The organism is Parvibaculum sp., assembly GCF_019635935.1.
Taxonomy (GTDB): domain Bacteria; phylum Pseudomonadota; class Alphaproteobacteria; order Parvibaculales; family Parvibaculaceae; genus Parvibaculum.
In genome coordinates this window covers 3,052,462-3,076,046 of record NZ_JAHBYN010000001.1, presented here as the reverse complement: position 1 = coordinate 3,076,046, position 23,585 = coordinate 3,052,462, and the positions used below count along the sequence as shown (strand labels likewise).

The window sequence follows — 23,585 nt, the reverse complement described above, 5'->3', positions numbered from 1 at the left end:
CCGTGACCGATCCGCTTGCCCGCTTTCCGCGTTTCACGCTCGCCCATCTGCCGACGCCGCTCACCGAAATGACGCGGCTGCGCGCGGCGCTTGCCGCCCGCATGGATCGTACGCCCCCGCGTCTCTTCATCAAACGCGACGATTGCACAGGACTTGCCGGCGGCGGCAACAAGACGCGCAAGCTCGAATTCCTGATCGGCGACGCGCTGGCCAAGGGCTGCGATACGGTGGTGACGACCGGTGCCTTGCAATCGAACCACGCGCGGCAAACGGCGGCAGCGGCTGCCGCGGCCGGGCTTCGCTGTGTGCTGGTGCTGTTCGACAGCGTGCCCTATGCGGGTCATGCCTATCGCGGCTCGGGCAATCTGCTGCTCGACCGCATTCTCGGCGCCGATATTCGCGTCGAACCGGCGGATGCCGATGCCGGCGCGGTTTTCACACGCATCATGGACGAGATCGAAGCCGGCGGCGGCAAACCCTATCTGGTTCCGGTCGGCGGCTCGAACGCCGTCGGTTCGCTCGGCTATGCGGCTGCCTATCTCGAAATTGCCGATGGGCTCGATGCGCGCGGCATCGGCGCGGCGCGCATCGTTCATGCCTCGTCGAGCGGCGGAACGCAGGCCGGTCTTGTCGCGGGGCGTATGTTGCGCGGCGCCGGTCCGTCGATCGCCGGCGTCAATGTCTACCGCGCCGACAACGACGCAATGGCGGCCGGCATTCTGGCGCTGGCGGCGAAAACGACGGCGCTGCTCGGCATCGCCGCGCCCGGGCCCGATGCGGTGGTGCTGGACGGCGCGCATCTCGGCGCGCGTTACGGCATGCCGACGGCGGACATGAAAGCCGCGGTCGAATGTCTGGCGCGCGAGGAAGGCGTGTTGCTCGATCCGGTCTATACCGGCAAGGGAATGGCCGGCTTCATGGCGCAGGTTCAGGCCGGCGCGCACAACGATGTCGAGGCGCTGGTGTTTCTGCACACCGGCGGCATGCCGGGTCTCTTTGCCTATGAGGGCGAGTTCTAGCTCGCGACCTGCAACGCCACATCGGCGCGGCGGCGCAAAATATCCGCCGTGCGGTCCTCGCCAAGCGCCTCGCGGAAGCGAGCGGCGATTTCAATGAACGCTTCGGCGTTGATGCGGGCCGTTCCGGTCGCGGTTCTGAGCTCTTCGAGCAGACGGTCTTCGTAAGTGTTGAGATAGACCGTGATCTGGCCGCGAACGCTCCGGCAATGGCTCTGCGCGCCGACCGCCTCGCAGATCGGCGACAGGCCTTCGAGGAAGCGTAGACAGGCGCTCATGCGCTCGGTGCGCGCGGTGTCGGGCGCGGCCGAAATATCGGGACGCAGCGGACCGCCGCGTCCATATTGTCCGATCTGGTGCAGCGGCAGGGCCCGCGGAAGATCGGTTTCGAAGCGCGCCATTTCCTGCGAGATCGCCGCGGAGAGGCGCGCCCGCGCGCCGAGCAGGCGTTGGCCCCATTCGCCGTGGCGCCGCAAATCGATTTCGGCGGTGAAGCCGCGCGAAATGCGGGCGAAGCGCTTTATCTCGCCGCGCAGCATGTCGAGATCGGCATGGCCGGGGCGCTTGCTTTCGGCGGCGCGCGCGATCCGGTCCATGTCGGCAAGCAACGCCTCCCCGAGAACCGCCAGTTCGCTGCGGCTGATCAGCATGTCATTGCGATAATGGGCAACCTTCCGCGCCAGGCGGAGGATCTGCCAGGGTTCCGCGAGACGCGCCATCGCGGCAAACGCCACATAGAGCGCCGCCTCGGCGGATTTTTCGCGCGCCTCTTCGTAGAGTTCCTTGACGGCCGTCACCAGACCGTCGTCGAAGTCGGCGGCGCCTTTCGGCAACGCCGATTGCAGTTTCAGCATCACGGGCGCGATCGACAATGCGGCGGCAATCGCGCGCGCATCCTCGATACCACTCTCGCCGCCGAGCCGAGCCTCGATTTCGCGGCGCCGCGCGCCGTCGCGGCGCGCGTCGTCGAGCGCGGCGGCAATGGCGGCCGCGACCGAAGCATGCATCACCGACACGGTCGTATCGCGTGCGCCGGCATCGCCCTTCAATGTGTGATCGACGATGCGCTGCGCCATATCGGGCAAGGCATCGGGCAGCAATTCGGTTTCAAGCCAGGACCACAACGGCTGGATGACGCTGCGCGCGATGCGGCCGCGCGCACGGTCGACCTCCGGCGCATTGGACAGCAAATCCTCAAAGGGCTGACAGAGGCGGCGCATCGGATCGGCCATGCCCGGCCGCGCGCCGCGAAAGGCGGCGAGCAGCGGACGCAGGCCCGACAGAATTGTTTCATAGGGAAGGCCGGCATTGCCGCGCAGCTTTTCGCGCTCGATGCCCGAGGCGAGCTTCAGCACGGCAGGCGGCGGCAATTGCGCCAGGTAGTTTGCCAGGCGCTGCGACAGCGATGCGTTCGGTTCGTTGGCCATGACGTCTCGGCTGAACTCGGCGGCCCCCATGCCGCTCCCCAAGGCTCAACCCTACGGACCCATACTTAAAATTTGGTTCCATATCCCCGCAAATGGCGGGATTTGGCCATTTTCGGCTGTGATTTGGGTGGGTAAGCGCGGTTGCGAGCGCCGCCTTCGGGCCGGGATTTTCGTTGGTCCGGGCCAAATTTCGGTGATAGCGTTTTTCCCCGGGTGCGGCCCCGAACGGCGGCATCCGTTCGTTCTATCTCTATGCGAGGCAATCAGCGCATTATGGCTAGCGGAGTCGTGAAGTGGTTCAACGCCACTAAGGGTTATGGATTCATTGCACCTGCCGATGGAGGAAAGGACGTATTCGTCCACATTTCCGCCGTCGAACAGGCCGGCCAGAAGACCCTGCAGGAAGGTCAGCAAATCCAGTACGAACTGGTCGAGGGGCGCAACGGTCGCTTCTCCGCCGAAAATCTGGTGCTCGGCTGATCGACGAAGATCATCGGCGCGGGCGGCCGCGCCCGCCCGACAAAATATCGAGGCCCTCCCCGGAAACGGCGGAGGGCCTTTCGATTGCGGGCTCCGGCGTCTAGCATGGCGCCATGTTCGGCTCCGCCTCGCTCATCGAGCGCCTCCACGCTCTCATCTGGGATCGCACCCTCGACGACCAGCCCTTCTGGATGCGGGCGATACTCATTGCCGCGCGGATCGGCTGGGCGACGGCGCGCGACATTGCCGGCGGGGCGCTGAGCCTCCGGGCGATGAGCCTCGTCTACACGACATTGCTGGCGCTGGTGCCGGCGCTCGCCATCGCCTTCGCGATTTTCCGCGCCTTCGGTTTCGACAGCTACATCGAAACCATCATGGCCGACTTTCTGGCGCCGCTTGGCGACCAGGGGGCCGAGATCACGCAGCGGATGATGGAGTTCGTGCAGCGGGTCAACGCCAATGTGCTCGGCACGGTCGGCTTTGCATTCCTGCTCTACACGGTCATTTCGCTGATCAACAAGGTCGAGGCGGCGTTCAACAGCATCTGGCACGTCGAATCCAACCGCTCCTTCGCGCGCCAGTTCACCGAAATTGTCAGCATGGGCATTCTCGGACCGCTGATCGTGCTGACTGTTGTCGGCATCATGGCGGGCGCGATTTCCAACACATTCATCGGCAGCGCCGCCGAACACTGGCTGGTCGTCTATATCGTCGAGCAATCGAGCCGGCTGCTGCCCTTTGCGGTGCTGATCGCCGCCTTCGCCTTCATCTACATGATGATCCCCAACACGCGCGTCAAACTCGACGCCGCGCTGGTCGGCGCGACAGTTGCGGGCGTCGTCTGGGGGGCGGCCGGCTGGACCTTCGCCACATTCGTCGTCAAATCGGCGCAATATGTGGCGATCTATTCGGCCTTCGCCAGCCTGGTCTTTTTCATGATCTGGCTCTACGCGGCATGGCTGATCCTGCTCGGCGGCTGCGCCATCGCCTTCTACTACCAGAACCGCGCCTATCTTTCGGCACAGGCCGGCGTCAGCCCGCTGACATTGCGCCAGCTCGACCGTATGGCGGTTCAGGCGCTGCTGCTGATCCACGACGCTTTCGAGCGCGCGCAGACGCCCTGGACCGAAGAAGCGCTGGCGCGGCGGCTGCATGTGCCGATGGAGGCGATGGGTGAACTCTCGCGCGCGCTCTGCAATGCCGGGCTCGTCACCTTCGCCGCCGGCACCCCGCCCCGCTTCGTGCCGGCCCGGCCGGCCGACAAGACCCGTGTCGCCGACGTTCTGGATGCCGTGCGGGCGCAGCGCTACAAGCGCCATGTCGAGGATGCGAGCCTTGCACATGAGCCCCGCGTCGAAGCCTTTTTCGGGGCGCTGGCGGCGCGGGAGGCCGAACTTGCCGATCCGACCACCATCGCCTCGCTGCTGGCGGCCGAGGAACCCGCCGCCGAAGCCGGCAAAGCGACGGCCGCGGGCCGTTAACTTCTCGATTCGATGTCAAAATCCGCGCCGCTCAGGCCCTATCCGGCCGGCGATCCGCGGCATCGCGCGGTGCCGCCTGCTTCGAAAATGTCAACAATGACGGGCATCGCGGACACTCGATCGTGTGTGCATGAACTCTTCACACACATTCTCTTGACGCGCGCGCATTCCGGATTCACGCTTGCGATACTGGGTTCAACAATTGAAAGGAGGTGATCCGATGTCTAACGGTTACGTGACGCCGTTTGCCATCGCCAAGATTTCGATCTCAACAGAGGGTCGTGTGGCGAGGCAGGTAAGGTCGGAAACTTCCGGAGGCCTTTCTGCCTGAGCCTTTATCCTTTATCGCTGCACCGGTTCCGGCGCGGCGACTCTGCAATCGAAATAGATGGGCGCAAACGGGGCGGTCCATAGACAAGATAAACTGACCGCGTCGCTGCCGTTTCCGAACTGGCCGCCGCTTTCCTCAAGGAGAGCGGCGGCCTTTTCACGTTCGGTGTCGCACGAAGGAGATGTCTCACGAAGGTCGGGCGTCAGCCCATGATCTGCCACGAACCGTCGGGCTGGCGGCAGGCGGTGCCGTAGGCCTGTTCGGCGCGACCGCCGATATAGACGGTCTGGTTGTATTCGCGGCAGTAGCCGGAATTCGACTGATAGGAGCGGCCGGGATTGACGTAGCCGTAGTTGCCGCTGTCCGGATTGCGCCACTGCGTCGACTGGCCGCTCTGGAACGCGCTGTAGGAGGCGTTCTGGAGATACATCTGGTCGGCGCGGTCGAGGCTGCGGCCGATATTGTTGCCGACCATCGCACCGATCAGAACGCCGGCGCCCGTCGCCCAGAGCCGGCCCGAACCGCCGCCGATCTGCGAACCGGCAAGACCGCCCGCAACCGCGCCAGCCAATGTGCCGAAGCCTTCCTTGGGGCCCGTACCGCCATATCCGTATCCGGGGCCGCCCGTCTGGCAGCCGGCCAGCGCCAGGGCCAGTGCGCCTACGAAAAGTGTGCTCTTGATCTTCATCGCTGTACCCCATGTCCTGATTGGGTGATGTAACGATGATCAGGATAGGAGAGCGCCCTTGAGCGGGGCCTGAATGCGCCGTTCATCGGGCGTTCAGCTTCGCGGCCCGGATCGGGCCGGATTTCAGTCGGCCGAAGCCGGCAGAAGCAGTTCGGCCCGCAAGCCACCGGTTTCCGAGGTTTCGAGGCGCAACTCGCCGCCATAAAGCTCGGCAATTTCAGTGACGATTGAGAGGCCGAGGCCGGAACCCGGCTTTGTTTCGTCGAGCCGCGCGCCGCGTTTCAGCACTGTCTGGCGCTGCTCTTCGGGCAGGCCCGGCCCGTCATCCTCGACCGCCAGCAGGAAAAAAGGTCGCCCGTTGTGCGTGACACCCGGCGTCACAGTCAGCGTCACCCACGCGGCGGCCCATTTGCAGGCATTGTCGACAAGATTGCCGGCCACTTCCTCCAGGTCCTGTGCCTCGCCGCGAAAGCCGGTCGTCGCCGGACAGTCGACCGCGATGCCGATGCCGCGTTCGGCATAGATGCGTTCCAGCGCGCGCGCGAGCCGCGCCAGCACCGGGGCGACCGGCGTGTTGACGCCGAGCACATTGGCCGATGCCGCCATGCGCGCGCGGGCCAGATGATGGTCGATCTGTTCGCGCATTTGCGCCGCCATGCGGGTCACGGTCTCGCCCAAGGGCCCGTCATGCGTGCGCGCTTCGTTGGTCAGCACACTGAGCGGCGTTTTCAGTGCATGCGCCAGATTGCCGACATGGGTGCGGGCGCGTTCCAGCACCTCGCGGTTGCCTTCCAGCAGCCGGTTGAGTTCGTCGGCCAGCGGTTCGATTTCCTGCGGAAATTTTCCTTCCAGCCGGGTCGCGCGGCCGGAACGGATCTGCGCCAGCGCGAGGCGCACGCGTTCGAGCGGCTGGAGGCCGAAGCGCACCTGGATCAGCAAGGCGATCAGCAGGCCCGCGCCCATTGCCGCCATCGCCGCGAAGAGCCAGGTGTTGAAGCCCTGAATTTCGGCGTTGATTTCGCCGCGATCGCCGGCGACCGCGAAGGAGACCCGGATGTCGTAGTCCGGCAGCGTCACGCGGCGTTCGGCAACGCGCAGCGGCTGGTTTTCCGGGCCGGCGACATCGAAGACCTTGAGGCCGAGATCGTTGCGCTCGATGCCGCGCCGCGCGGAAAGGTCGAGCGACTGATCGAACAGCGAACGCGAACGCAGCGCCGGCCGCTCCGCCATCGGCGAGACCTGCCAGTACCAGCCAGAATAAACGAGGTCGAAGCGCGTTTCGGAAAGGTCGCGAACGCGCACGATATTGCCCTCGCTATCGACCTCCGTCGTCGCGATCAGGCTGTCGAGCAGCACGTCGAGCCGCCCGTCGAAACTGCGCTCGACCGAATTGCGGAAAATGGCGGAGAGGATCAGGCCGCCAGCGACGAGCGCCACGACGCTCCACAGCGCCGCGCCCGCGACAAGGCGGAATGCGAGACTGTCAGACCGCATCTTCCGGCGCCGTCAGCCTGTAGCCGAGGCCGCGCACGGTCTCGATCACATCCTTGCCGAGCTTGCGGCGCAGCCGACCCACAAAGACCTCGATGGTGTTGGAATCGCGGTCGAAATCCTGGTCGTAGAGATGTTCGACGAGTTCGGTGCGCGAGATCACGCGGTCGCGGTGATGCATCATATAGGCGAGCAGGCGGTATTCGAGCGAGGTCAGCTTGATCGCCCTGCCCTCCACCGTCACGCGCGAGCTGCGCGTATCCACGCGAACCGGCCCGCATTCGAGTTCGCTGGTCGCATGGCCGGTGGCGCGGCGCAGCAGCGCCCGCAGCCGCGCCAGCACTTCCTCCATGAAAAACGGTTTGGCCACATAGTCGTCGGCGCCGGCGTCGAAGCCCGCCACCTTGTCCGACCAGCGGTCGCGCGCGGTCAGGATCAGCACCGGCATGGTCTTGCCGTCGCGGCGCCACTTCTCCAGCACCGTCACGCCGTCCATTTCGGGCAGGCCGAGATCGAGCACCACGGCGTCGTAGGGCTCGGTGTCGCCGAGGAAGTGTCCTTCCTCGCCGTCCTGGGCACTGTCCACCACATAGCCCGCTTCCTCCAGCGCGCCGACAAGCTGCCGGTTGAGATCGGGATCGTCCTCGACAACCAAAAGCCGCATACCCCTGTCTCCGCTTCTGCCCGTTACCGGGCGCCCATGACCCGGCCCGAGCTGGCGTCGACCGCCACCACGACGACCCGGTTGTCCGCCGTCCTGATCTTCACATAGTAGGTCTGGCCCGCAAGGCTCATGTCGAGATAGCGGCCCGGATAGCTCGACAGGGCGGCCTGCTTGGCCTGGCCCGGCGAAATCACCCGGCCCTGGCGCACGGCGTCGCGCGCGTCGTCCTCGCGGCCCCAGTACTGGGATTCGACCAGCAGGTCGGAAGCGCCCGGGGCACCGATCACATCGTCGGCGCGCGCCTGCCCGAGCCCCATAAAAATGAGGATCGGAGCGGCGAATGCCAGAGCGGCCCATGTGCGTTTCTTCGTCATGCCCCGGTCTTAGGTCATCCCGACTGAACCCGCGATGAACGGGCGTTCCGGCTTTCTGTCAGAATTCGCCGCTCAGAAGCCGCTGAACGTGGCGAATTCCTCAAGCGGCGCGCGATCCGTACGCAATTGGTTAATGGGCGCCGCCTCGTCCATGTAGCCAAGCCCCATGCCGCAAAAGAGCATAAGCTCATCGGGCATCTGCACAAACTCCGCCACCGTCTTGTACCAGATCGCCCAGGCTTCCTGCGGCGCGGTGTGGAGCCCGTGCTCGCGGGCGGCCAGCATCACCGACTGGATGAACATGCCGAGATCGGACCACTGGCCGAGGCCCATCTGCCGGTCGATGGCGAAGAACAGCGCCACCGGTGCATCGAAGAAGCGGAAATTGCGCATGAACTGCTTCAGGCGTCCGTCCTTGTCGTCGCGCGGCACCTCGATAGTCGCGTACATGTCCTCGCCGCATTTGAAGCGGCGGGCCTTGTAGGGATCGGTCAGGCCTTTCGGATAGATGTCGTATTCGGTGCCTTCGCCGAAGGGGTTTTCCTTCTGCTTCTCCGCGACGATGGCGAGAAATTCCTTCAGCCGGTCGCCGGCGACAACATAGACATGCCAGGGCTGCAGGTTGCCGCCCGAGGGCGCGTATTTCGCCTCTTCCAGTATCTGGCGTACGGTCGCTTCGGGCACCGGCTTGTCGAGAAAGGCGCGGCAGGTGATGCGGCTCTTCAGCGCTTCGGAAACTTTCATCGGTGAGGCTCTCTCTTCGGTTGCGGATTCTATCGCGCCGTCACATAGGGCCAGAGCGCATCGGCGCCGCGCGAGATCGTCGCACGGCCGAGGCTTTCGGCCCATTCGGCGCCGGCGCCGAACTCCGCGCGCCACGACCAGAGGCGGCGCGTTGCGAAATGGAGCCCGTGCTCGTAGGTGAAGCCGATCGCGCCATGCACCTGATGGGCGATCGATGTGGCGATGCTCGAGGCGTCGTCGGCGCGGATCTTCGCCACCGCAATCTCGAATGCGGCGTCGCCCTTGTTCAAGCTTGCACAGGCATGATCGGCGGCGATGCCGGCGGCGGCGGCTTGCGTCGCCAGCACCGCGAGCTGCTGCTGGATCGCCTGGAATTTGCCGATGGGTTTGCCGAATTGCGTGCGCTCATTGGCATAAGCAACCGTCTGCTCGGCCAGATAGTCGAGCGCCCCGGCCATCTGGCAGGCGCGGATCAACGCACCGTAAAGACGCAGCGCATTCTTCGGCAGCGAAACAGATGCCGATTGCACCGTCACATTTTTCAGCGTCACCGCGTCGCGCGGCTCGCGCGCCACATTGATGTCTTGGGCAATTGTCGCGCCGGCGAGCGGCGCCAGCACGACTTCCGTCCCGACCTGCGCCACGCCATGCGCCGCGTTGCGGCCCCAGGGCACACGCGGCGCGATGCCCGACATTTTGCCGTTCTTTAGCGTCAGATCGCCTTCCATCACCGTCAGCACGCCGTCGGGCGCGGCAATGCCGGCTTCCGCCAGCAGCCAATGCGCCAGCACCGCTTCGGCGAGCGGCAGCGGCGCGACATGGCGGCCCGCCGCCTTCAGCACGATTGCCGCATCCGCCCATGTGCCGCCCGCGCCGCCCTGCGCCTCCGGCGCCAGCACGCGGGTCAGACCGTTCGCTTCGAGTTCATTCCACAAGGCTTGCGGCCAGGCGCCGTCCTCGGCCTTCTGGATCAGGTCCCTGGTCACGCGTTCGGCCAGCAGGCCGTTGACGCTGTCGGCGAGGATCGTCTGCAATTCGTTCATGTCCCGCTCCTCACCGCAGTCCGAGCCCGCGGGCGATGATGCCGCGCAGGATTTCGCGCGTGCCGCCGCGCAACGAAAACGACGGTGTCGTCTGTGTCAGGTAGCCGAGCACCTGCTCGTAGTCGCTGCCCGCGCCGACCGTCGGCTCCATCCCCAACAGCTCATGCGCGCGCACCGGCATGTCCTGCTCGAAAATCGCGCCGAGGTCTTTCACCACCGAGGCTTCGAGCGCCGGGTTTTCGCCCTTGTCCAGCATGCCGGCGACCGAGAGCGACATCTGCCGCAGTGTCACCAGATGCGCGACGAGGCGGCCGATCTCGCGCGCGCCCCCCCTTTCATCAAAGGAGCCGCCGCCGCGCTTTTCGAGTTCGCGGATCATCTCGACCATCAGGATGAAGCTCGACAGGTAGCGTTCGGGACCGGAGCGTTCGAAGGCGAGTTCCGCCGTCACCTGGTTCCAGCCGCCGCCTTCGGTGCCGACCATCATGTCGTCGGGCACGAAGGCGTCCTGGAACACGACTTCGTTGAAATGCGACTTCCCGGCGAGATCCTTGATCGGGCGGACGGTGATGCCGTCCGTCGTCTTCATGTCGACCAGAAACTGCGTCAGGCCCGCATGCTTGTTCTGCGGGTCGAGATGGGTGCGGAAAAGACCGATCATGTAATGCGCGGTATGGGCGCCCGACGTCCACAGCTTGGTGCCGTTGACCTTGTAGCCACCCTCCACCTTTTCGGCGCGGGTGCGCGTCGCGGCGAGGTCGGAGCCCGAATCCGGTTCCGACATGCCGATGCAGAAATAGCATTCACCCTTCGCGACGCGCGGCAGGATTTTCTGGCGCTGTTCCTCCGTGCCGAAGCGCATCAGGAGCGGACCCGATTGCCGGTCGCCGATCCAGTGCGCGCCGACAGGCGCGCCGGCCGCCAGCATTTCCTCCAGCACCACATAGCGGTCGAAGGCGCTGCGTTCATGGCCGCCATATTTCTTCGGCCAGGTCATCGCGATCCAGCCCTTCGCGCCCATCTTGCGGCTGAATTCGGGATCGGAGCCCGACCAGGTCTGCGCCCGCGTCACCGCCGGCACGTTGGCGAGTTCCTTTGCCAGGAAGGCGCGCACATCGTCGCGCAAGCCCTTCGTTTCGCCGGGCAGTTCACACAGATCGAAGCGGAAGGCCTGCATCTCGTCTCCTCACGTCACCAATGCGGTCGTGCCGCCGTCGATCCGGATATTGAGCGCGTTGATCGCGCCCGCTTTCGGACTGGCGACGAAGGCCACCAGATCGGCGATTTCCTCGGGCAGCGGAATCTTGCCGGTCAGGTTGCCCATGAAATTCTTCAGCACATGCGGCTCGACTTCGTCCCAAGTCGCGCCCCAGCCGCGCTCACGGCCCTGCGCGATGAAGCGCTCCTCGACTTCCCTGGTGCGGATCAAGCCCGGCGAAACCAGATTGACGGTGACGCCCGTGTTCTTGAGTTCCTTCGCCAGCGAAATCGTCATCGTCGCCAGCGCGCCCTTCGACGCATAATATTGCGGCATGCGCGCGGCCGGTTCCGTCGAGCCGATGGTGCCCAGCATCACGATGCGGCCCCAGCCTTTGCGCGTCATCGCGCCCATGAAAGCGCGCGTCAGGCGCATCGCCGACAGCACGTTCTTCTCATAAGCCTCGATCCAGTCCGGCGTTTCGGATTTCGTCCAGGAGCCCGCATCGGCGGTGCCGTAATTATTGACGAGAATGTCGATGTCGCCCGCGGCAGCCGCGACTTCCGCCGCACCGGCATCGTTCAATATGTCGCCGGCAACGCCCTTCGCCGAGAAACCGGCGGCGCGAATTTCATCGGCGACGGCGTCGGCCGGCCCCTGCTCGAAGCCATGCACCAGCACATGGGCGCCCTCGCGCGCCAGCGCATGCGCGATGGCGCGTCCGGTACCGCGATGCGCACCCGAAACGAGCGCTGTCGTGCCGGTGAGTTGAAGGTCCATAAACGCCGATCCTGCCCGTCGCCCCTCATCGTCCGGGGGCGTTTCTAGCAGCATATGGTTCGCCTGTCCGCGTGGGAACAGCGGCGTTCGGATATAGAAGGGAGATTGGCGGCGGGTGAGAGCCTCTTGCGCGCGGCGGATCAGAATTCCGCTGCGGTAAGCGACACCGGCACGACATTGGAAGCAACGGGCGCGGCGGCTGTCGCGGGCGACAGCGATGCGAGGCTGAACAGGGCGGGATAGGACTTGCCGGTATAGACGCCGGCCGAGAACAGGGCGGTGGCAACGACGCAGACGCCCGTCACCGCCAGCATGCGGCGGCGTGATCGGCGATTGTAAAAAATCTTCCGCGCCATTGGAGTTTCCCCTCGTTCGTTCGGACCGGCGAAAACCGGCCGCCCGGGGTACGCTACAACTGCGATTTTAGGGATTACGCCCTAATGAAACTCTAATAAACCGTGGTGAATTTTAAATTCGCGGCGGCGGAAATCCGCCAAAACGGGCGCCCCGCGCCGCGCCGGACCTCGAATTGGCGCGGCGCGGCGCAGGGAAACCGCCGGGCTCACCGGCGCCGGATGTTGCCGACATTGAGGGCCACAAAGTCGACGATGCGGACGATCTTGCCGACGATCTTGTCGTCCTTCTGCGTCGGCGTCGCGGCGGCGACGGCGGATGCCGCGCCGACGATCGCGAGCAGCGGTTCGATCCAGCTGACCAGCGTTTCGAAGAAGAGAGAAATCATATCGGGGTTTCCTTTCGGGGTTGGACCCGGCCCGGCGCGCGAATGCCCGGCGGATCGGGGGGATAAAAGAAGTTCTTTCCTATCAGCGCATTCGGCACGGTCCGGTGCGCCCAGCGCGGATAATCTGTGTGCGAATGAAAGCGCGTGGCGCCGCGCGTCGGGTCGGGCGCGTCGCCCGTCCAGGCGCGGCAGGCGGCCGAGAGCGCACGCCAGAAAGCCGGATCGGCGAAATCGGAATTCGTCGGCGCGAAACGGCTCTCGCCGATCCGGGGGCGGCCGCCCGCGCACCGGTTCAGCAGCGCCCAGGCGAGCGCCACACATGATTCCTCGCCGTCGTTTCCGGCCGCGTCGCGCACGATCGCTGCGAGCGCCGCCATTTCGGCAAGCGTCGGCGTCCGGTTGAAAAGGTCCCTCGCCCCGCCCATGGCTGCGGCCTCCACCTCTAGGATTTTGTTCCCATATCTCAGAACAAATAGGGAACATTGTCAAGCGAAAGCCACGCCGAATTGGAGAGGTCCGTCAGAGCGCGACGGTTGCGTGGCCGCCCGTGCCGCGGCCGAAGCGCGCGCTCAACTGGTAGACCGCGATTTCGAGCACCGGAAAATCCGCGCCGCCGAAATCGGCGATCTGCTCGGCGGTTGCGTACTCCGCTTGCTGCTCACTCACCGCGAGAATGCGCTTCACCGTCGTGCCGTCGCGGATTTCGACTTCATAGCGTTCCGCTTCTTCGGCGAGCGGCACGTCGAGCCCAGCCCAACTGTCGCCGCCGATGCGCGTGCGGCGGATCCATGCGATCTCGATGTGGCCATCCGCGTCGCGCCGCGCCCGCAGATGCACAGGACTCAACGGACGCAGGCCGACGCCCTCGAAGGCCCGCGTCACGCTCTGATAGGTCGCGTCGTCGCGGGGCAGCGGCGCGGGACCGTAGGCCCAGACCCGCGCGAGGCCGCGCTCGGCGTCGCTCAGCCCGAGTTCGCCCACCGCATCGTCGAGCAGCACGAAGCGCGCACCGGGCGCGAGCGGCGCGCGCATCGCCGCTTCGGTTCCGGCCTGTCCGCGCAACAGGCCGGAGAGTTTCATCTCGCCCGCCGCGACCAGCAGCGCCTCGCGGAACTGCAATATCTCCCAGTCGCCTTCCGGCGTTTCGAGCGCGGCGGCATTGGCGCCCGCCAGCACGGACAGCGCATCGGCGCCTGCCAGCGCGCCGCTCGACAACGCGACGCTGAATTCATTGACCTCGTCCCAGCGCCCGACCGGCCCCGGCATCAACGGCGTCAGCGTCCGGCCGAGCGTCGCGGCGCGCGTCACCACGCGGTCGAAGACAAAGCCCGCGCCGGCGCTCTTGAAAAAAGCGACGCCGCCCGGCCAGGGATCGGCCGCCACCGCGACGCGCGGCGCATGCGGCGTCTCCTCGCCGGTCAGGAGCGGCAAATCCATGAAGACCGCGAGCGGCGTGCCGTAGCTTGGTGCGGCGGCCGGGCGGCTCGTGCGGACCGGCGCCGTCACCGGCCCGTAAAGGCTCGCCTCGCTCTCGACGCCGCGGGCCTCGCGCGCGCCGGCATCGGAAATTTCGGTCAGGCGGATGCGCGCGGCGCGATGCGGCAGGTCGAGCGTCACCACATCGCCCGGATCGAGCGCCAGGAGGCTCGGCGGCAGCGACAGCGCCGCCCGCTCGCGTTCGCTCCACGCCTTCTGCATCCATATATCGGCGATGCCTTGCGCGGCGGCTTGCGTCAGCACCATCGGCAGCGTCGTCGCGGCCACGCGCTCGCTGCTGCCCGCCAACCGTCTCGCCTCAACCGCCGCCTGGCGGTACTCGCCGCCGCCATCGATATAGGCGAGCTTGGCGGCCAGCGGCAGTTCGGTTTCCTGTCCGCGCGTCAGCGCATAGCCGGGCGCGGCGCTGGCCTCGCCGACCGCCAGCATGCCGGGCGTCAGCGCGACAACGGGCGCATCGCCGAAATGGCGGAAGCGGATCAGGCCTTGCGTCTCGGCGGCGTCGAAGAAATGCGCCAGCATCAGCGGTTCGAGCGCGGCGCGCGGCGACATGATGCGGTCGACAACGAAACCTTCGACCGTGCCGCCGAGTTCGCCGACGTCGAAATCCTCAAAGCCCGCCTCGCGCATGATCGCGGCGGCAAGATCGGCCAAAGGTGCTGCACCCATGCGGCCGTTCATCCAGTGGCCGAGCCGCCAGTTCTCGCCATCGGCCCAGATGTCGGTGCGATCCGGGAAAGCCGGAAAGGGCCGCGCGTCCCAGGTCCAGAGAAAGATTCGGGCCGGATCGACCATGCGTCCGCCATAGACTGACGAAACGGGGTTCGCGCCCGCGACATGATCCGCATGCGCCGGGTTCCAATAGGACATCTGCGCCTCGATGAAGCGGCGCTGCATGAAATCGTCCCGCGTGCCGCGCGAGAAATGCGGCAGCGCGCTTTCGGCCGATTTCGGATCGACAAAGACGTTGGGCTGGTTCGCGCCTTTGTCGACTGCCGGGCAGCCGAGTTCGGTGAGCCAGACCGGCTTCGATTGCGGCACCCAGGCGGTCGGCGTCGCGGCTTCCGTGCCGCCCGGCCGGTTGTAATGTTCGTTCTGCCACCAGGACTTGATGTCCTTCGCCCGCCACACCCAGGGCTTGCCATATGCGCCATCGGTGATCGGCGTGCGGATTTGCGCGGCGCGGTCTTCCTCGCTCGCATAATACCAGTCGAAATCTTCTCCGCCCGCGATGCGGCCGCGCAGATAATCGAGATCGTAGATCGAACGCCAGCCCGCCGCGGCGTCGAGATGCGCATGTCCGTCGCGCCAGTCGGTCAGCGGCGCATAATTGTCGATGCCGATGAAATCGACATTGGTATCGGCCCAGAGCGGATCGAGGTGAAAATAGAGATCGCCCGTGCCGTCGCCCGGCGCGTGGCCCGCATATTCCGACCAGTCGGCCGCATAGGAAATTTTCGTCTCCGGCCCGAGGATCGCGCGCACATCGGCGGCAAGCGTCTTCAGCGCCGCGACGGCCGGATAACTGCCGGCCGCACTCCTCACCTGCGTCAGCGCCTTCAGTTCCGAGCCGATCAGGAAGGCGTCGACGCCGCCGGCATCGGCGCAAAGCTGCGCGTAGTGCAGCACCATGCGGCGGTAGGACCATTCGCTGCCCCCCGGCGTCGTACTGCCGAAAAACGCCGCAACCTGCGTTGCCGCCGCGCTCGTCTTGTCGGGCGTGCCGTCGCGGGTGGGCGCCGGGTCGCAGGTGATGCGCCCGCGCCACGGATAGACGGCTTGTGTGCCCGCCGCGCTCCACGGGTCGGGCAGTTCGTTGCCGGCGGCCACGTCCATCATCACGAAGGGATAGAAGACCGCCGCAAGTCCGCGCGCCTTGATGTCCTGCAACGCGCGCACCACCGATGCGTCCGAGGGCGTACCGCCATAGGCCGGCCGGCCGTCAATTGTGCTCACGGTTTGCGCGGCGGCGCGCCCGAGCCCGGCGACCGACCAGTGTCCCGGCTGCGTGATCTTGTGGCCGATTTCGACTTTCGGGCGAACCGTGCAATGCCCGCAGCGCAGATCGTCGCCGAACCAGCTCACCACCAGCGACACGGCCTTCGCGTTCGGGCAGGTCGCCTCGAGATCGTCGAGCGCCACATGCCAGTCGGCACGCGCTTCGGATGTATGCACATTCAGCGCCCGGCTCGACGTCTCGCTCAGGATTTCGCGCTGCGGGCTCGTGTCGTAGACGAATTCGCCGGCGCCGGGGATCATCGTCACCGCGCGCACCATGCCTTCGACTTCGCTCAACGCGCGAAACACTTCGAAGCTCAGTTGCGGAATGCGGTTGCCGAAAGGCGTCACATCCATGTCCTCGAACACGACATAGGCCGTGCCGCGACAGGCGGGCGCCGCGTCCGCGCCCTCGATCGCCTCGATCAGCGGATCGGGCTGCTGCGTTTCGCCGCCCTTGTGCAGCCGCCATGCGAGGCCCGACAGCGGCAGCGGCTTGCCGTCGGCCCAGATGCGGCCGATGCGCGTCACTGCGCCTTCGCAGAGGCCGACCGCGAAGGAGATGCTGTAGCTGTATTCGGTGACGGTCGCCGACGATCCGCCGCCGCCCTTGCCGCCGCCCGACGAACGCCGGCTGACATGCTCCTTGTATTCGGTCGCCCAGATCACCTGGCCCGCCAGCCGCGCGCGTCCGTAAACGCGCGGCACCGGCGCGCCCTCGGTCGAGGCCATCACATGCAGATCGTTGAGGCGCGGGCCTTCGGCGCTTGCCGACGAACCGAAAAGCTGGCCGTCCACATAGGAGCCGAGCCCGGCGCCGAGCGCGCCGCCCAACGCCGCGCCGCCGATGGTCGCGCCGAAGAAGCTCAGGCCCGACGGCAAAAGCGCGCCGCCGATGGCCGACCCGACGGAGGAGAGAACGAGTGTCGCCATGCTTCAGTCTTCCATGCCGGGAAAGCGGAACGCGAAAGCGGCGCGCGCGCGCCACCAGCGGCCCATCGCCGTTTCGACAACCGCATGGTCCGACCAGGCATGGATCATCCGGTCGGCACCGCTGAGGATCGCCGCGTGTTTCGCCGGGCCGCCGTCGCGCATGCGGAACAACATCACGTCGCCCGCGCCCGCATCCGCCGCCGCAATCTCGATCATGTGCCGCCGCGCGGCCTCGGCCATGGTCTCGCGCGCGCCGCCGCCCGGCCGCTCGGCCCAATCGGCCGTATAGGGCGGCGGCAATTCCGGTTCGTCGCCCATCGTCTCGCGCCAGACGCCGCGCACCAGGCCCAGGCAATCGGTGCCGGCACCTTTCAGGCTCGCCTGATGACGATAGGGCGTGCCGATCCAGCCGCGCGCCGCGGCCACGATGTCGTCGCGTCTTGTCATGTCAGCTCCGCCTGCCGCCGTCGTTCGGGCCATCGCCCGCGCGCGCCACCACGAAGTCGTTGCCGGGCATGTGCGGAAAGCCACGAAAATTGATGCCGTTGGCGAACTTCGCGCGGCAGGCCGCGAACTGCTTGTCGCATCCGGCCGTCACCGTGAATGTGTCGCCCGCTTCGACCGGCCGCGCCATGCGCCGCCAGAGTTCGAGCCGCGCGCCTTCCGGCGCAAGCGCATGCGCCTTCACTTCCATCGCCGCGCCTTCGTTGGCGCCGCTCGTGAAAACGAGCTTGCCGCGCTCGAACCAGCCGGCGGCGAAACCGCCAAGCCCGCTTGCTACGAGAACACGGTCGTCCTCGGCGCTTGTCACGGCGCCCTCGCCGTGAAACGCGCCGTTTGCGAGATCGATGCCGCAGCGTGCATCGCCGAGATCCGCGTCGCAGCCATACTGGAAGATGCGGCCTGTCGGCTGGTTGAGCCGGTGCGCGAGGCCGCGCAGCTCGGCGGTGAAACTTCCGCGCCCGCGCGTCACCTCGCCGATATTTCCCTTGCGCAGCAACACGCGCTCCGCCGGCGCCTGCCAGTTGACGCGCCAGATCTCGATTTCGGCATCGTCGTAGAGACCGGCCGCAAGATCGCCCTCCTCGATCCGCGCCGAGGACAGCGCGCCCGCGACATCGAGATTGTCGACCGCGAGCCCGGAGGAATTTTCAAGCGCCGTCGCGGTGAAACCGCCCGCCGCCTCGTATGTCGTGCCGCCGAACGCGATGTCGCGGTCGTGATCGGTGAAGCCCATCGTCGCGCCGTCGGCGCGCGTCAGCTTCCAGCAGGTCGCCAGCGTCGTCGCGCCCGACGCCAGATGCGCGGCAAGGCCGAGGGGGAGGGTTTTCATCGGTCACATCCTCACTTCGACCACCGGCACGGCCGGCACGCTGCCGGCCTCGAAAGCGCCGAGATCGATGTCGAGAAAATCGGTGTCGAAGCGCACCGGCACGTCGAATTCGAAACCCGCGGTCACGCTTGCGCCGCCCGCCGGCGGTGCTGCGAATGTCACGATGCCGGTCGCATGATCGACCGAAAAATCCGTGCCCTCTGTTTTCTCGACGCCGCCGACCGCGACACGCACGCTGCCCGCGACCGGCTTTGCAATCTCGCGCGTATAGCTCGCGCCGCCCGACGCATAGGTCTTGACGAGCTGAAACGCCGTGCGCGTGCCGTCGCCCGCGCCGAGCGTCTGATCCGTCGCGGCGATGCTCACGCCCGGCGCACCGCTCTTCCAGTCGGCGCGATCTTTCCAGCGAAAGCCGTGCAGCCTTCCGTGCCGCGCCTCGAAAAATTCGATCAGCGCATGAATGTCGTCGAGCGCGCGAAGCCCGTAACCGGCATTGTAGCGCCGCCGCGATCCGGCCCAGGGGCTGTTGCGCTCCTCATGGCCCGACCCCAGCGTCACAATCTCGGTGCGCCGCTCCGGCCCGCCCGACGAACCGAAAGCGATGTCGAGCGGAAAGCGGATTTCATGAAAGGCCATGTCAGAGATTCCTCGTTCCCCGTTTCGCCGCACGGGTCAGCATCGCGGCGATCTGCGATTCCGAGCGGCGGAAACTTTCGGCGTCCGCCGCCGTCACGTTGAAGGTCACGTTGATCGCGCTGCCGCCGCCTTCGGTCGCCACGCCGAGGCGGCCGTCGGCCCCGCGCTTCAGCGGCAATATCGCTTCCGGTCCCGCTTCGCCCGCGAGCCCCGAGCCGCCGCGCAGCGGAAACAGCATCGGGCTGTTGACGACGCCGCCTTTCGCAAACGGCAGCACGCGGCCATCGGCAAAGGCGTTGCCCTTCGCACTGCCGACGATGCCGCCGACAAGACCGCTCAAGCCGCCTGCCACCGCGCCCGAAATCGAGCGCGTCACGCTTTCGAGCGCGAGACGCGAAATGTCGAGCGCCAGTTTCCGCAACACGTCGGAAAGCGAGCGGCCCTTCAGTGCAATGCCGTCGAAGGCCGACGACAAGGCGCGGCCGAAATCGCGCCCGCCGGCGCCGGCGCGGCGATAGTCCTCCGTCACGCCGCGCAGCGTGCGCTGCGTTTCGAGGCCGAAGGCGCGCGTCGCCGCAGCCGCCTCCTCCATGGCGCGCGCGGTCGCGGCCGGGTCGGTATCCGGGGTCATGTCGTCTCCATCAGTCGGGGAAGCGCCGCATCAACCCTTCGAGTTCACCGCGCGCCATCGGCGGTTGTCCGCCCGGCGCGAAAGCCCGCGCGGCGGCGGCGAGTTCGGGCAGCGTCAGCCGCCAGAAAATATCGGGCGCGAGGCGCAGCCGTCCGAGGCCGAGCGTCATCGCTTCGTCCCAGGGAAAGCGCGCCGCGCTCATTTCGTCGTCGCGCCGCCGCCGAAGGTCGCCGACAGAAGATCGGCGACCACGGCGATGAAGCCCGCCGCGCCGCCTTCGGCCGTCAGCCGCGCCACCTCGGCATCGGAAATTTCGGCGCCCGCGCCGCGCAAGCCGGCTCCGATCACGCGCACCGCATCCATCGCCGAAATGCGTCCCGTCTCGAAGCGCGCCGCCAGCGCCAGCATGTCCTCGCCGCCGAAGGCTTGCTCAAGCTCCGCCAGCGCCGCCAGCGTCAGCACCAGCGTCCGCCGCTCGCCGCCAAGCACCGCCTCGATTTCGCCGCGATGTCTGTTGGCCATCGTCATGCGCCCGTGAACGAAATCGCGCCGGCGCTTTCGAGCGCCAGGTCGAATGTCACTTCGCCGTCATGCTCGCCGGAAAATTCCAGCGCGACGATCTGGAACGGACCTTGAACCGTTCCGAAATCGGGGATCACCACCTGCCAGTCGCGGATCGCGCCGTCGAAGAAGATCTGGCGCACGCTCGCGTCCGAGCCTGCATCCTTGAAGATGCCGCGCCCGGTCACGCCGGCCGAGCGCACGCCCGCGCCCTCCAGCAGCTCGCGCCAGCGCCCGGCCGATTCCGCATGGGTGATGTCGACGGGCCTTGCGTTGAAGGCGAGCGCGCGCGAGCGCAGCCCGGCAACGGTTGCGAAGCTGCCCGTGCCGGTCTCGTCGAGCTTCACCAGCAGGTCCTTGCCTTTCTGGGCGGTCATTTGCGGCTCCTCGATTAATTGTTGTGCGAATCTTCAAAAATTGTTGTCACCCCGGCGAAAGCCGGGGTCCATGTGCTTCACCACTTGTCGCAGCCACCCATGGATCCCGGCTTTCGCCGGGATGACACCTGTATATTTGTCTATGGACCGACAGCACTCTCCTCCGTCACCGCGCGGAAGCGGATCGTGCCGCGCCAGGTCGTGCCGTCCGGCTCGCGCCGCGTTTCGGCGTCGAGAAAACGCAGGTTGACCAGCGCATGGCCTTCGAGCGTCAGCGCCGCGTCGTGCAGCGCCGCCCGCACCGCGCCGAGGATCGACTTCACTTGCGTCCGCCCGCCGCCGCGCGCGAAGGCGTGAAGCGAAAGCCGGTGTTCGGCGCCCGCGCTTTCGCCCGCGCTCCAGTCGCGCATTTCGCTTTCGCCGAGCGTCAGATAAGGCAGCACCACATCGTCCGGCGGGTTGTCGTGAAGGCGCGTCCCGACCAGCGCGGCGATTGCCGCATCGGCGGCGAGCGCCGCATGGACCGCTTTCTGCAAGGCGAGGTCCGCACTCATTGGCCGCCCTCCTCGCAATCGATCATCAACGTGTGCCGCTTGCCGTCGATGTCGCACATGGTCCGGATGTCGAGCACGCGGCCCTGCCACAGAAGCCGCTTGGCCGCGGTCACGTCGCTCCGGTAACGGATCAACACCTGCAGGCGGCGGCGCGCTTCCATGCGTTCACCGGCGGGCCGTTCGCGCCCCGACAGTGCCATGACGCTCGCCCAGACGGTTGCGACGTCGTTCCACGTCACATCCGCGCCGCCGGCGCCGTCCGGCGTCCGGACCGGCACCTGCAGCGTCACGCGCTCGCGCATTGCGCCCGCGCTCACAGCCGCACCCGCTTGTAAGGCGCGACAAGCGCCGTGATCGTGCGCGGCAGCTCGTTGCCGCTGCCGGTTGGCTCGCGGTTTTCGAACCAGTGCGCCACCAGAAACAGCAGCGCCTGTTTCAGCGGCGGCGGCACATCGGCGGCGGCGCCATAGCCCGCCGTGAAATCCACCGCAATGCCCGCCAGCCGCGTCGCCGGCATCGGCCAGGCCTGACCGCGCTTCGCGGCAAGGCGCGGCGGTTCGCCGGCGAGATCGGTTTCGTAGAATGCCGGATCGATCGGCAGCATCGCGCCGCTGAGGCTCGCGACTTTCACCGCCGTCACGGCGGCAACCGGCGCAAGCGGCAGCCGCACAGGCTCCGCCGGCCAGTCGTCCAGCGTCAGCCGCCAGCTTTGCGTCACGAAAGCACGCCGCGTCTCGGCTTCGAGCGCCGCGCGGGCCGCCGCGATCAGCGCCTCGACGAGCGGGTTCTCCTCCGTCCCGTCGAGGCGCAGATGCGCGCGGGCCTCCGCCAGCGTCACCGGCTCGGCGGCCGGGTCTGTCAGAAGCGCCAGCGTCATGGCGTCACCGGCTTCAGATGCGCATGCGCCAGCAGCGCCAGCGCCGCGACCGGCGTACCGTCCTCATGCGTACCGGTCAGGCGGACCGCGACGCGCGTATAGCGCGCCGGGCCCACATAACCGATCCGGTAGTCGCGCTGGTCGCCCGCCACATCGTCGATGACGGCAAAAATGCCGTCCTCGCCGAGCGGGCCGCCCAGCACCTCGTATTGCGCCGTCACCGGCTGCCAGTCGCCGCCGTTTTCCGAAACCTCGATCGCGCAGGCGATCGCGAGTTCCGGCGACAGCTCCTCGTCGGTCGCGCCGATGCAGACGATATGCTCCACCGCCTCGAAGCCCTTGCGGTCGACCGGCGCGCCGTAGCGCGTTGCGGTCGTCAGCGCGGGATCGAGGGTCTGCACGGTGGCGATGCCGCTATGGATGTCGCGCATCTCGTTCCTCCTATTCCGCGAATTTCAGGAACTTGATCGCCTCGAAGTTCTGCACCCCGCCGCCGACGCGCTTGGTGGTGTAGAACAGCACGTAGGGCTTCGCGCTGTAGGGATCGCGCAGCACGCGCACGCCGAGCCGGTCGACGATCAGGTAGCCGCGCTTGAAGTCGCCGAAGGCGATGGCCGGCGCATTGGCGCCGATCGACGGCATCTCCTCGGCCTCCGTCACCGGATAGTTCAGAAGCGTCGGCGGCTGACCGGCGGCCAGCGCCGGCTGCCAGAGATAATTGCCGTCGACATCCTTGAACTTGCGGATCACGGATTGCGTGGCGCGGTTCATCACGAAGCGGCCATTGGCGCGGTAGCCGGCCTTCACCGCATAGATGAGATCGATCAGCTTGTCGGACGGATTGGTCGCCGGGAAGGCGCCGGCCGCGCCCGTCGCGACGAAGCCGAGCTTGCCCCACTCCCAACTCGCATCCGCCACCATCTCGTAGTCGAGGAAACCGCGCGGCTTCTTCACGCCGTCGCCGGCGACGAAGGCGGCGCCTTCCTGTTCGGCAAAGGCGGTCTGCACTTCTTCCGCCAGCCACTGGTCGATATTGACGGCGGCATCGTCGAGCAGCGTCGAGGTCGCGGCCGGCATCGCATAAAGCTCCATCGCCGGGAACTCGATTTCCGACAACGTCGGCGTCGCGGTGCCGGGACGCGCTTCCGTTTCGCCGACCCAGCCCGTTTGCGGACCGCCGGTCGTGAACGGCTTCTTGTAGCTCGCGGCGCCGATCTGGCGGACGCCGGCGATGGCGCGGATCGGCGACACTTCCGAGACGATGCGGTCGATCAGCCTTTCGGTCTCGACCGGCACCAGGTAGCCGCCGTCGGGTCCGGGCTGCGTCGACAGCGCCTTCGCCTCCAGCCCGCGCAACTCATGCGCCTCGCCCTTGCGGACATAATGTTCGAAGGCGCGCTTGTGTTCGCGCGCCGCGGCGGGGCCTGCCCGTTCGCCGCCGAGTTCGGGCCGGGCCGCCGCCAGCGCCAGGTCCTCGACCTTCTTCGTCTGCCGGTCGAGGGCGCGGTCGATGCGGGCGAGCTTTTCGTCGGTCAGCGGATCGGCCGCCACCTTGCGCTCGATATCGCTCAAGCGTTCGTCATTCGCCTCCTTGAAGGCCTCGAAGGACGACATCAGCTCGTCCATCGCTTCGCGCATTTCGGCGCCGGTCGCATCGGCGCTCTTGCGCTCGCCCTTGGCATCGGGCGCGCTTTTGCGTTCCGGTTCCTTCAGCGAGGCGCCGACGCGC

At 66.9% G+C, this 23,585-nt stretch carries 28 protein-coding genes; 3 read left to right on the top strand and 25 right to left on the bottom strand.

The window, feature by feature from the left end; genetic code table 11:
* Window positions 1–2: 2 nt before the first annotated feature.
* Window positions 3–1,019, top strand: coding sequence for a D-cysteine desulfhydrase family protein (locus KF719_RS15190; protein ID WP_293509732.1), 1,017 nt, complete (start codon window positions 3–5; stop codon window positions 1,017–1,019).
* Here KF719_RS15190 and KF719_RS15185 read toward each other — a convergent pair.
* Complete coding sequence (locus KF719_RS15185) at window positions 1,016–2,443, bottom strand: hypothetical protein (RefSeq protein WP_293509730.1); 1,428 nt, start codon at window positions 2,441–2,443, stop codon at window positions 1,016–1,018. The two genes, KF719_RS15190 and KF719_RS15185, sit on opposite strands and share 4 nt — an antisense overlap.
* A 273-nt stretch (window positions 2,444–2,716) precedes the next feature.
* Between KF719_RS15185 and KF719_RS15180 the strand changes: the two genes are divergently transcribed.
* Window positions 2,717–2,923: a cold-shock protein gene (locus KF719_RS15180; RefSeq protein ID WP_293509728.1), complete on the top strand. Its 207-nt coding sequence runs from the start codon at window positions 2,717–2,719 to the stop codon at window positions 2,921–2,923.
* 113 nt (window positions 2,924–3,036) lie between these two features.
* Complete coding sequence (locus KF719_RS15175; protein WP_293509726.1) at window positions 3,037–4,404, top strand: YihY/virulence factor BrkB family protein; 1,368 nt, start codon at window positions 3,037–3,039, stop codon at window positions 4,402–4,404.
* A gap of 533 nt (window positions 4,405–4,937) precedes the next feature.
* On the opposite strand, the gene KF719_RS15170 is transcribed toward KF719_RS15175, so the two are convergent.
* From KF719_RS15170 to KF719_RS15055, 24 genes are all read right to left on the bottom strand, one after another.
* Complete coding sequence (locus KF719_RS15170; RefSeq protein WP_293509724.1) at window positions 4,938–5,423, bottom strand: RT0821/Lpp0805 family surface protein; 486 nt, start codon at window positions 5,421–5,423, stop codon at window positions 4,938–4,940.
* 123 nt (window positions 5,424–5,546) lie between these two features.
* A complete protein-coding gene (locus KF719_RS15165) occupies window positions 5,547–6,917 on the bottom strand; it encodes an ATP-binding protein (protein ID WP_293509722.1) in 1,371 nt (456 codons plus the stop codon).
* Entirely contained in the window at window positions 6,907–7,578 is a 672-nt protein-coding gene (locus tag KF719_RS15160; protein WP_293509720.1) for a response regulator transcription factor, read from the bottom strand. Before KF719_RS15160 ends, KF719_RS15165 begins: the two co-directional genes overlap by 11 nt.
* A 23-nt stretch (window positions 7,579–7,601) precedes the next feature.
* Window positions 7,602–7,952 carry a PepSY domain-containing protein gene (locus KF719_RS15155; protein ID WP_293509718.1) on the bottom strand — a complete coding sequence of 117 codons (351 nt, stop codon included), beginning with the start codon at window positions 7,950–7,952 and terminating at the stop codon, window positions 7,602–7,604.
* A 72-nt stretch (window positions 7,953–8,024) separates the two neighbouring features.
* Window positions 8,025–8,696 (bottom strand): nitroreductase, encoded by a 672-nt coding sequence (locus KF719_RS15150; protein ID WP_293509716.1) that lies wholly within the window; start codon window positions 8,694–8,696, stop codon window positions 8,025–8,027.
* 29 nt (window positions 8,697–8,725) lie between these two features.
* Window positions 8,726–9,739, bottom strand: a complete 1,014-nt coding sequence (locus KF719_RS15145; RefSeq protein ID WP_293509714.1) for an acyl-CoA dehydrogenase family protein — start codon at window positions 9,737–9,739, stop codon at window positions 8,726–8,728.
* Between the two features lie 10 nt (window positions 9,740–9,749).
* Window positions 9,750–10,916, bottom strand: a complete 1,167-nt coding sequence (locus KF719_RS15140; protein WP_293509712.1) for an acyl-CoA dehydrogenase family protein — start codon at window positions 10,914–10,916, stop codon at window positions 9,750–9,752.
* 9 nt (window positions 10,917–10,925) lie between these two features.
* On the bottom strand, window positions 10,926–11,717 hold the full coding sequence (locus KF719_RS15135) for an SDR family NAD(P)-dependent oxidoreductase (protein ID WP_293509710.1): 792 nt from the start codon (window positions 11,715–11,717) through the stop codon (window positions 10,926–10,928).
* Between the two features lie 140 nt (window positions 11,718–11,857).
* The gene (locus KF719_RS15130; protein WP_293509708.1) at window positions 11,858–12,073 is read right to left on the bottom strand and encodes a hypothetical protein; all 216 of its coding nucleotides are present in this window, start codon (window positions 12,071–12,073) and stop codon (window positions 11,858–11,860) included.
* 206 nt (window positions 12,074–12,279) lie between these two features.
* Window positions 12,280–12,459: a hypothetical protein gene (locus KF719_RS15125; protein ID WP_293509706.1), complete on the bottom strand. Its 180-nt coding sequence runs from the start codon at window positions 12,457–12,459 to the stop codon at window positions 12,280–12,282.
* The gene (locus tag KF719_RS15120) at window positions 12,456–12,884 is read right to left on the bottom strand and encodes a hypothetical protein (protein ID WP_293509704.1); all 429 of its coding nucleotides are present in this window, start codon (window positions 12,882–12,884) and stop codon (window positions 12,456–12,458) included. Before KF719_RS15120 ends, KF719_RS15125 begins: the two co-directional genes overlap by 4 nt.
* Before the next feature lie 94 nt (window positions 12,885–12,978).
* Window positions 12,979–16,887, bottom strand: coding sequence for a glycoside hydrolase/phage tail family protein (locus tag KF719_RS15115; protein WP_293509702.1), 3,909 nt, complete (start codon window positions 16,885–16,887; stop codon window positions 12,979–12,981).
* A 3-nt stretch (window positions 16,888–16,890) separates the two neighbouring features.
* Entirely contained in the window at window positions 16,891–17,334 is a 444-nt protein-coding gene (locus KF719_RS15110; RefSeq protein WP_293509700.1) for an NlpC/P60 family protein, read from the bottom strand.
* Window position 17,335: 1 nt separating this feature from the next.
* Entirely contained in the window at window positions 17,336–18,220 is an 885-nt protein-coding gene (locus KF719_RS15105; protein ID WP_293509697.1) for a DUF2163 domain-containing protein, read from the bottom strand.
* A 3-nt stretch (window positions 18,221–18,223) separates the two neighbouring features.
* Window positions 18,224–18,856, bottom strand: a complete 633-nt coding sequence (locus KF719_RS15100; protein WP_293509695.1) for a DUF2460 domain-containing protein — start codon at window positions 18,854–18,856, stop codon at window positions 18,224–18,226.
* A 1-nt stretch (window position 18,857) separates the two neighbouring features.
* The gene (locus tag KF719_RS15095) at window positions 18,858–19,487 is read right to left on the bottom strand and encodes a phage tail tape measure protein (RefSeq protein WP_293509693.1); all 630 of its coding nucleotides are present in this window, start codon (window positions 19,485–19,487) and stop codon (window positions 18,858–18,860) included.
* 10 nt (window positions 19,488–19,497) lie between these two features.
* Window positions 19,498–19,689 carry a rcc01693 family protein gene (locus tag KF719_RS15090; protein ID WP_293509692.1) on the bottom strand — a complete coding sequence of 64 codons (192 nt, stop codon included), beginning with the start codon at window positions 19,687–19,689 and terminating at the stop codon, window positions 19,498–19,500.
* Window positions 19,686–20,009 carry a gene transfer agent family protein gene (locus KF719_RS15085; protein ID WP_293509691.1) on the bottom strand — a complete coding sequence of 108 codons (324 nt, stop codon included), beginning with the start codon at window positions 20,007–20,009 and terminating at the stop codon, window positions 19,686–19,688. Before KF719_RS15085 ends, KF719_RS15090 begins: the two co-directional genes overlap by 4 nt.
* Before the next feature lie 2 nt (window positions 20,010–20,011).
* Entirely contained in the window at window positions 20,012–20,425 is a 414-nt protein-coding gene (locus KF719_RS15080; RefSeq protein WP_293509689.1) for a phage major tail protein, TP901-1 family, read from the bottom strand.
* 140 nt (window positions 20,426–20,565) lie between these two features.
* On the bottom strand, window positions 20,566–20,979 hold the full coding sequence (locus KF719_RS15075; RefSeq protein WP_293509687.1) for a DUF3168 domain-containing protein: 414 nt from the start codon (window positions 20,977–20,979) through the stop codon (window positions 20,566–20,568).
* Complete coding sequence (locus KF719_RS15070) at window positions 20,976–21,296, bottom strand: phage head closure protein (protein WP_293509685.1); 321 nt, start codon at window positions 21,294–21,296, stop codon at window positions 20,976–20,978. Before KF719_RS15070 ends, KF719_RS15075 begins: the two co-directional genes overlap by 4 nt.
* Window positions 21,293–21,856 carry a head-tail connector protein gene (locus KF719_RS15065; RefSeq protein WP_293509683.1) on the bottom strand — a complete coding sequence of 188 codons (564 nt, stop codon included), beginning with the start codon at window positions 21,854–21,856 and terminating at the stop codon, window positions 21,293–21,295. Before KF719_RS15065 ends, KF719_RS15070 begins: the two co-directional genes overlap by 4 nt.
* Complete coding sequence (locus KF719_RS15060; protein WP_293509681.1) at window positions 21,853–22,287, bottom strand: hypothetical protein; 435 nt, start codon at window positions 22,285–22,287, stop codon at window positions 21,853–21,855. The genes KF719_RS15065 and KF719_RS15060 overlap by 4 nt, the downstream gene beginning before the upstream one ends.
* 10 nt (window positions 22,288–22,297) lie before the next feature.
* A complete protein-coding gene (locus tag KF719_RS15055; protein ID WP_293510668.1) occupies window positions 22,298–23,494 on the bottom strand; it encodes a phage major capsid protein in 1,197 nt (398 codons plus the stop codon).
* Between the last annotated feature and the right edge of the window lie 91 nt (window positions 23,495–23,585).

What these genes read in the sequence shown, in the direction of transcription:
- KF719_RS15145 (WP_293509714.1), bottom strand. Translation starts at nt 9,739, where the DNA reads ATGAACGAATTGCAGACGATCCTCGCCGACAGCGTCAACGGCCTGCTG.
- KF719_RS15055 (WP_293510668.1), bottom strand. Translation starts at nt 23,494, where the DNA reads ATGCGCGAAGCGATGGACGAGCTGATGTCGTCCTTCGAGGCCTTCAAG.
- KF719_RS15155 (WP_293509718.1), bottom strand. Translation starts at nt 7,952, where the DNA reads ATGACGAAGAAACGCACATGGGCCGCTCTGGCATTCGCCGCTCCGATC.
- KF719_RS15125 (WP_293509706.1), bottom strand. Translation starts at nt 12,459, where the DNA reads ATGATTTCTCTCTTCTTCGAAACGCTGGTCAGCTGGATCGAACCGCTG.
- KF719_RS15065 (WP_293509683.1), bottom strand. Translation starts at nt 21,856, where the DNA reads ATGACGCTGGCGCTTCTGACAGACCCGGCCGCCGAGCCGGTGACGCTG.
- KF719_RS15140 (WP_293509712.1), bottom strand. Translation starts at nt 10,916, where the DNA reads ATGCAGGCCTTCCGCTTCGATCTGTGTGAACTGCCCGGCGAAACGAAG.
- KF719_RS15075 (WP_293509687.1), bottom strand. Translation starts at nt 20,979, where the DNA reads ATGAGTGCGGACCTCGCCTTGCAGAAAGCGGTCCATGCGGCGCTCGCC.
- KF719_RS15120 (WP_293509704.1), bottom strand. Translation starts at nt 12,884, where the DNA reads ATGGGCGGGGCGAGGGACCTTTTCAACCGGACGCCGACGCTTGCCGAA.
- KF719_RS15060 (WP_293509681.1), bottom strand. Translation starts at nt 22,287, where the DNA reads ATGCGCGACATCCATAGCGGCATCGCCACCGTGCAGACCCTCGATCCC.
- KF719_RS15160 (WP_293509720.1), bottom strand. Translation starts at nt 7,578, where the DNA reads ATGCGGCTTTTGGTTGTCGAGGACGATCCCGATCTCAACCGGCAGCTT.
- KF719_RS15150 (WP_293509716.1), bottom strand. Translation starts at nt 8,696, where the DNA reads ATGAAAGTTTCCGAAGCGCTGAAGAGCCGCATCACCTGCCGCGCCTTT.
- KF719_RS15100 (WP_293509695.1), bottom strand. Translation starts at nt 18,856, where the DNA reads ATGGCCTTTCATGAAATCCGCTTTCCGCTCGACATCGCTTTCGGTTCG.
- KF719_RS15115 (WP_293509702.1), bottom strand. Translation starts at nt 16,887, where the DNA reads ATGGCGACACTCGTTCTCTCCTCCGTCGGGTCGGCCATCGGCGGCGCG.
- KF719_RS15110 (WP_293509700.1), bottom strand. Translation starts at nt 17,334, where the DNA reads ATGACAAGACGCGACGACATCGTGGCCGCGGCGCGCGGCTGGATCGGC.
- KF719_RS15080 (WP_293509689.1), bottom strand. Translation starts at nt 20,425, where the DNA reads ATGACCGCCCAGAAAGGCAAGGACCTGCTGGTGAAGCTCGACGAGACC.
- KF719_RS15135 (WP_293509710.1), bottom strand. Translation starts at nt 11,717, where the DNA reads ATGGACCTTCAACTCACCGGCACGACAGCGCTCGTTTCGGGTGCGCAT.
- KF719_RS15175 (WP_293509726.1), top strand. Translation starts at nt 3,037, where the DNA reads ATGTTCGGCTCCGCCTCGCTCATCGAGCGCCTCCACGCTCTCATCTGG.
- KF719_RS15180 (WP_293509728.1), top strand. Translation starts at nt 2,717, where the DNA reads ATGGCTAGCGGAGTCGTGAAGTGGTTCAACGCCACTAAGGGTTATGGA.
- KF719_RS15085 (WP_293509691.1), bottom strand. Translation starts at nt 20,009, where the DNA reads ATGGCCAACAGACATCGCGGCGAAATCGAGGCGGTGCTTGGCGGCGAG.
- KF719_RS15185 (WP_293509730.1), bottom strand. Translation starts at nt 2,443, where the DNA reads ATGGCCAACGAACCGAACGCATCGCTGTCGCAGCGCCTGGCAAACTAC.
- KF719_RS15170 (WP_293509724.1), bottom strand. Translation starts at nt 5,423, where the DNA reads ATGAAGATCAAGAGCACACTTTTCGTAGGCGCACTGGCCCTGGCGCTG.
- KF719_RS15105 (WP_293509697.1), bottom strand. Translation starts at nt 18,220, where the DNA reads ATGAAAACCCTCCCCCTCGGCCTTGCCGCGCATCTGGCGTCGGGCGCG.
- KF719_RS15090 (WP_293509692.1), bottom strand. Translation starts at nt 19,689, where the DNA reads ATGAGCGCGGCGCGCTTTCCCTGGGACGAAGCGATGACGCTCGGCCTC.
- KF719_RS15165 (WP_293509722.1), bottom strand. Translation starts at nt 6,917, where the DNA reads ATGCGGTCTGACAGTCTCGCATTCCGCCTTGTCGCGGGCGCGGCGCTG.
- KF719_RS15095 (WP_293509693.1), bottom strand. Translation starts at nt 19,487, where the DNA reads ATGACCCCGGATACCGACCCGGCCGCGACCGCGCGCGCCATGGAGGAG.
- KF719_RS15130 (WP_293509708.1), bottom strand. Translation starts at nt 12,073, where the DNA reads ATGGCGCGGAAGATTTTTTACAATCGCCGATCACGCCGCCGCATGCTG.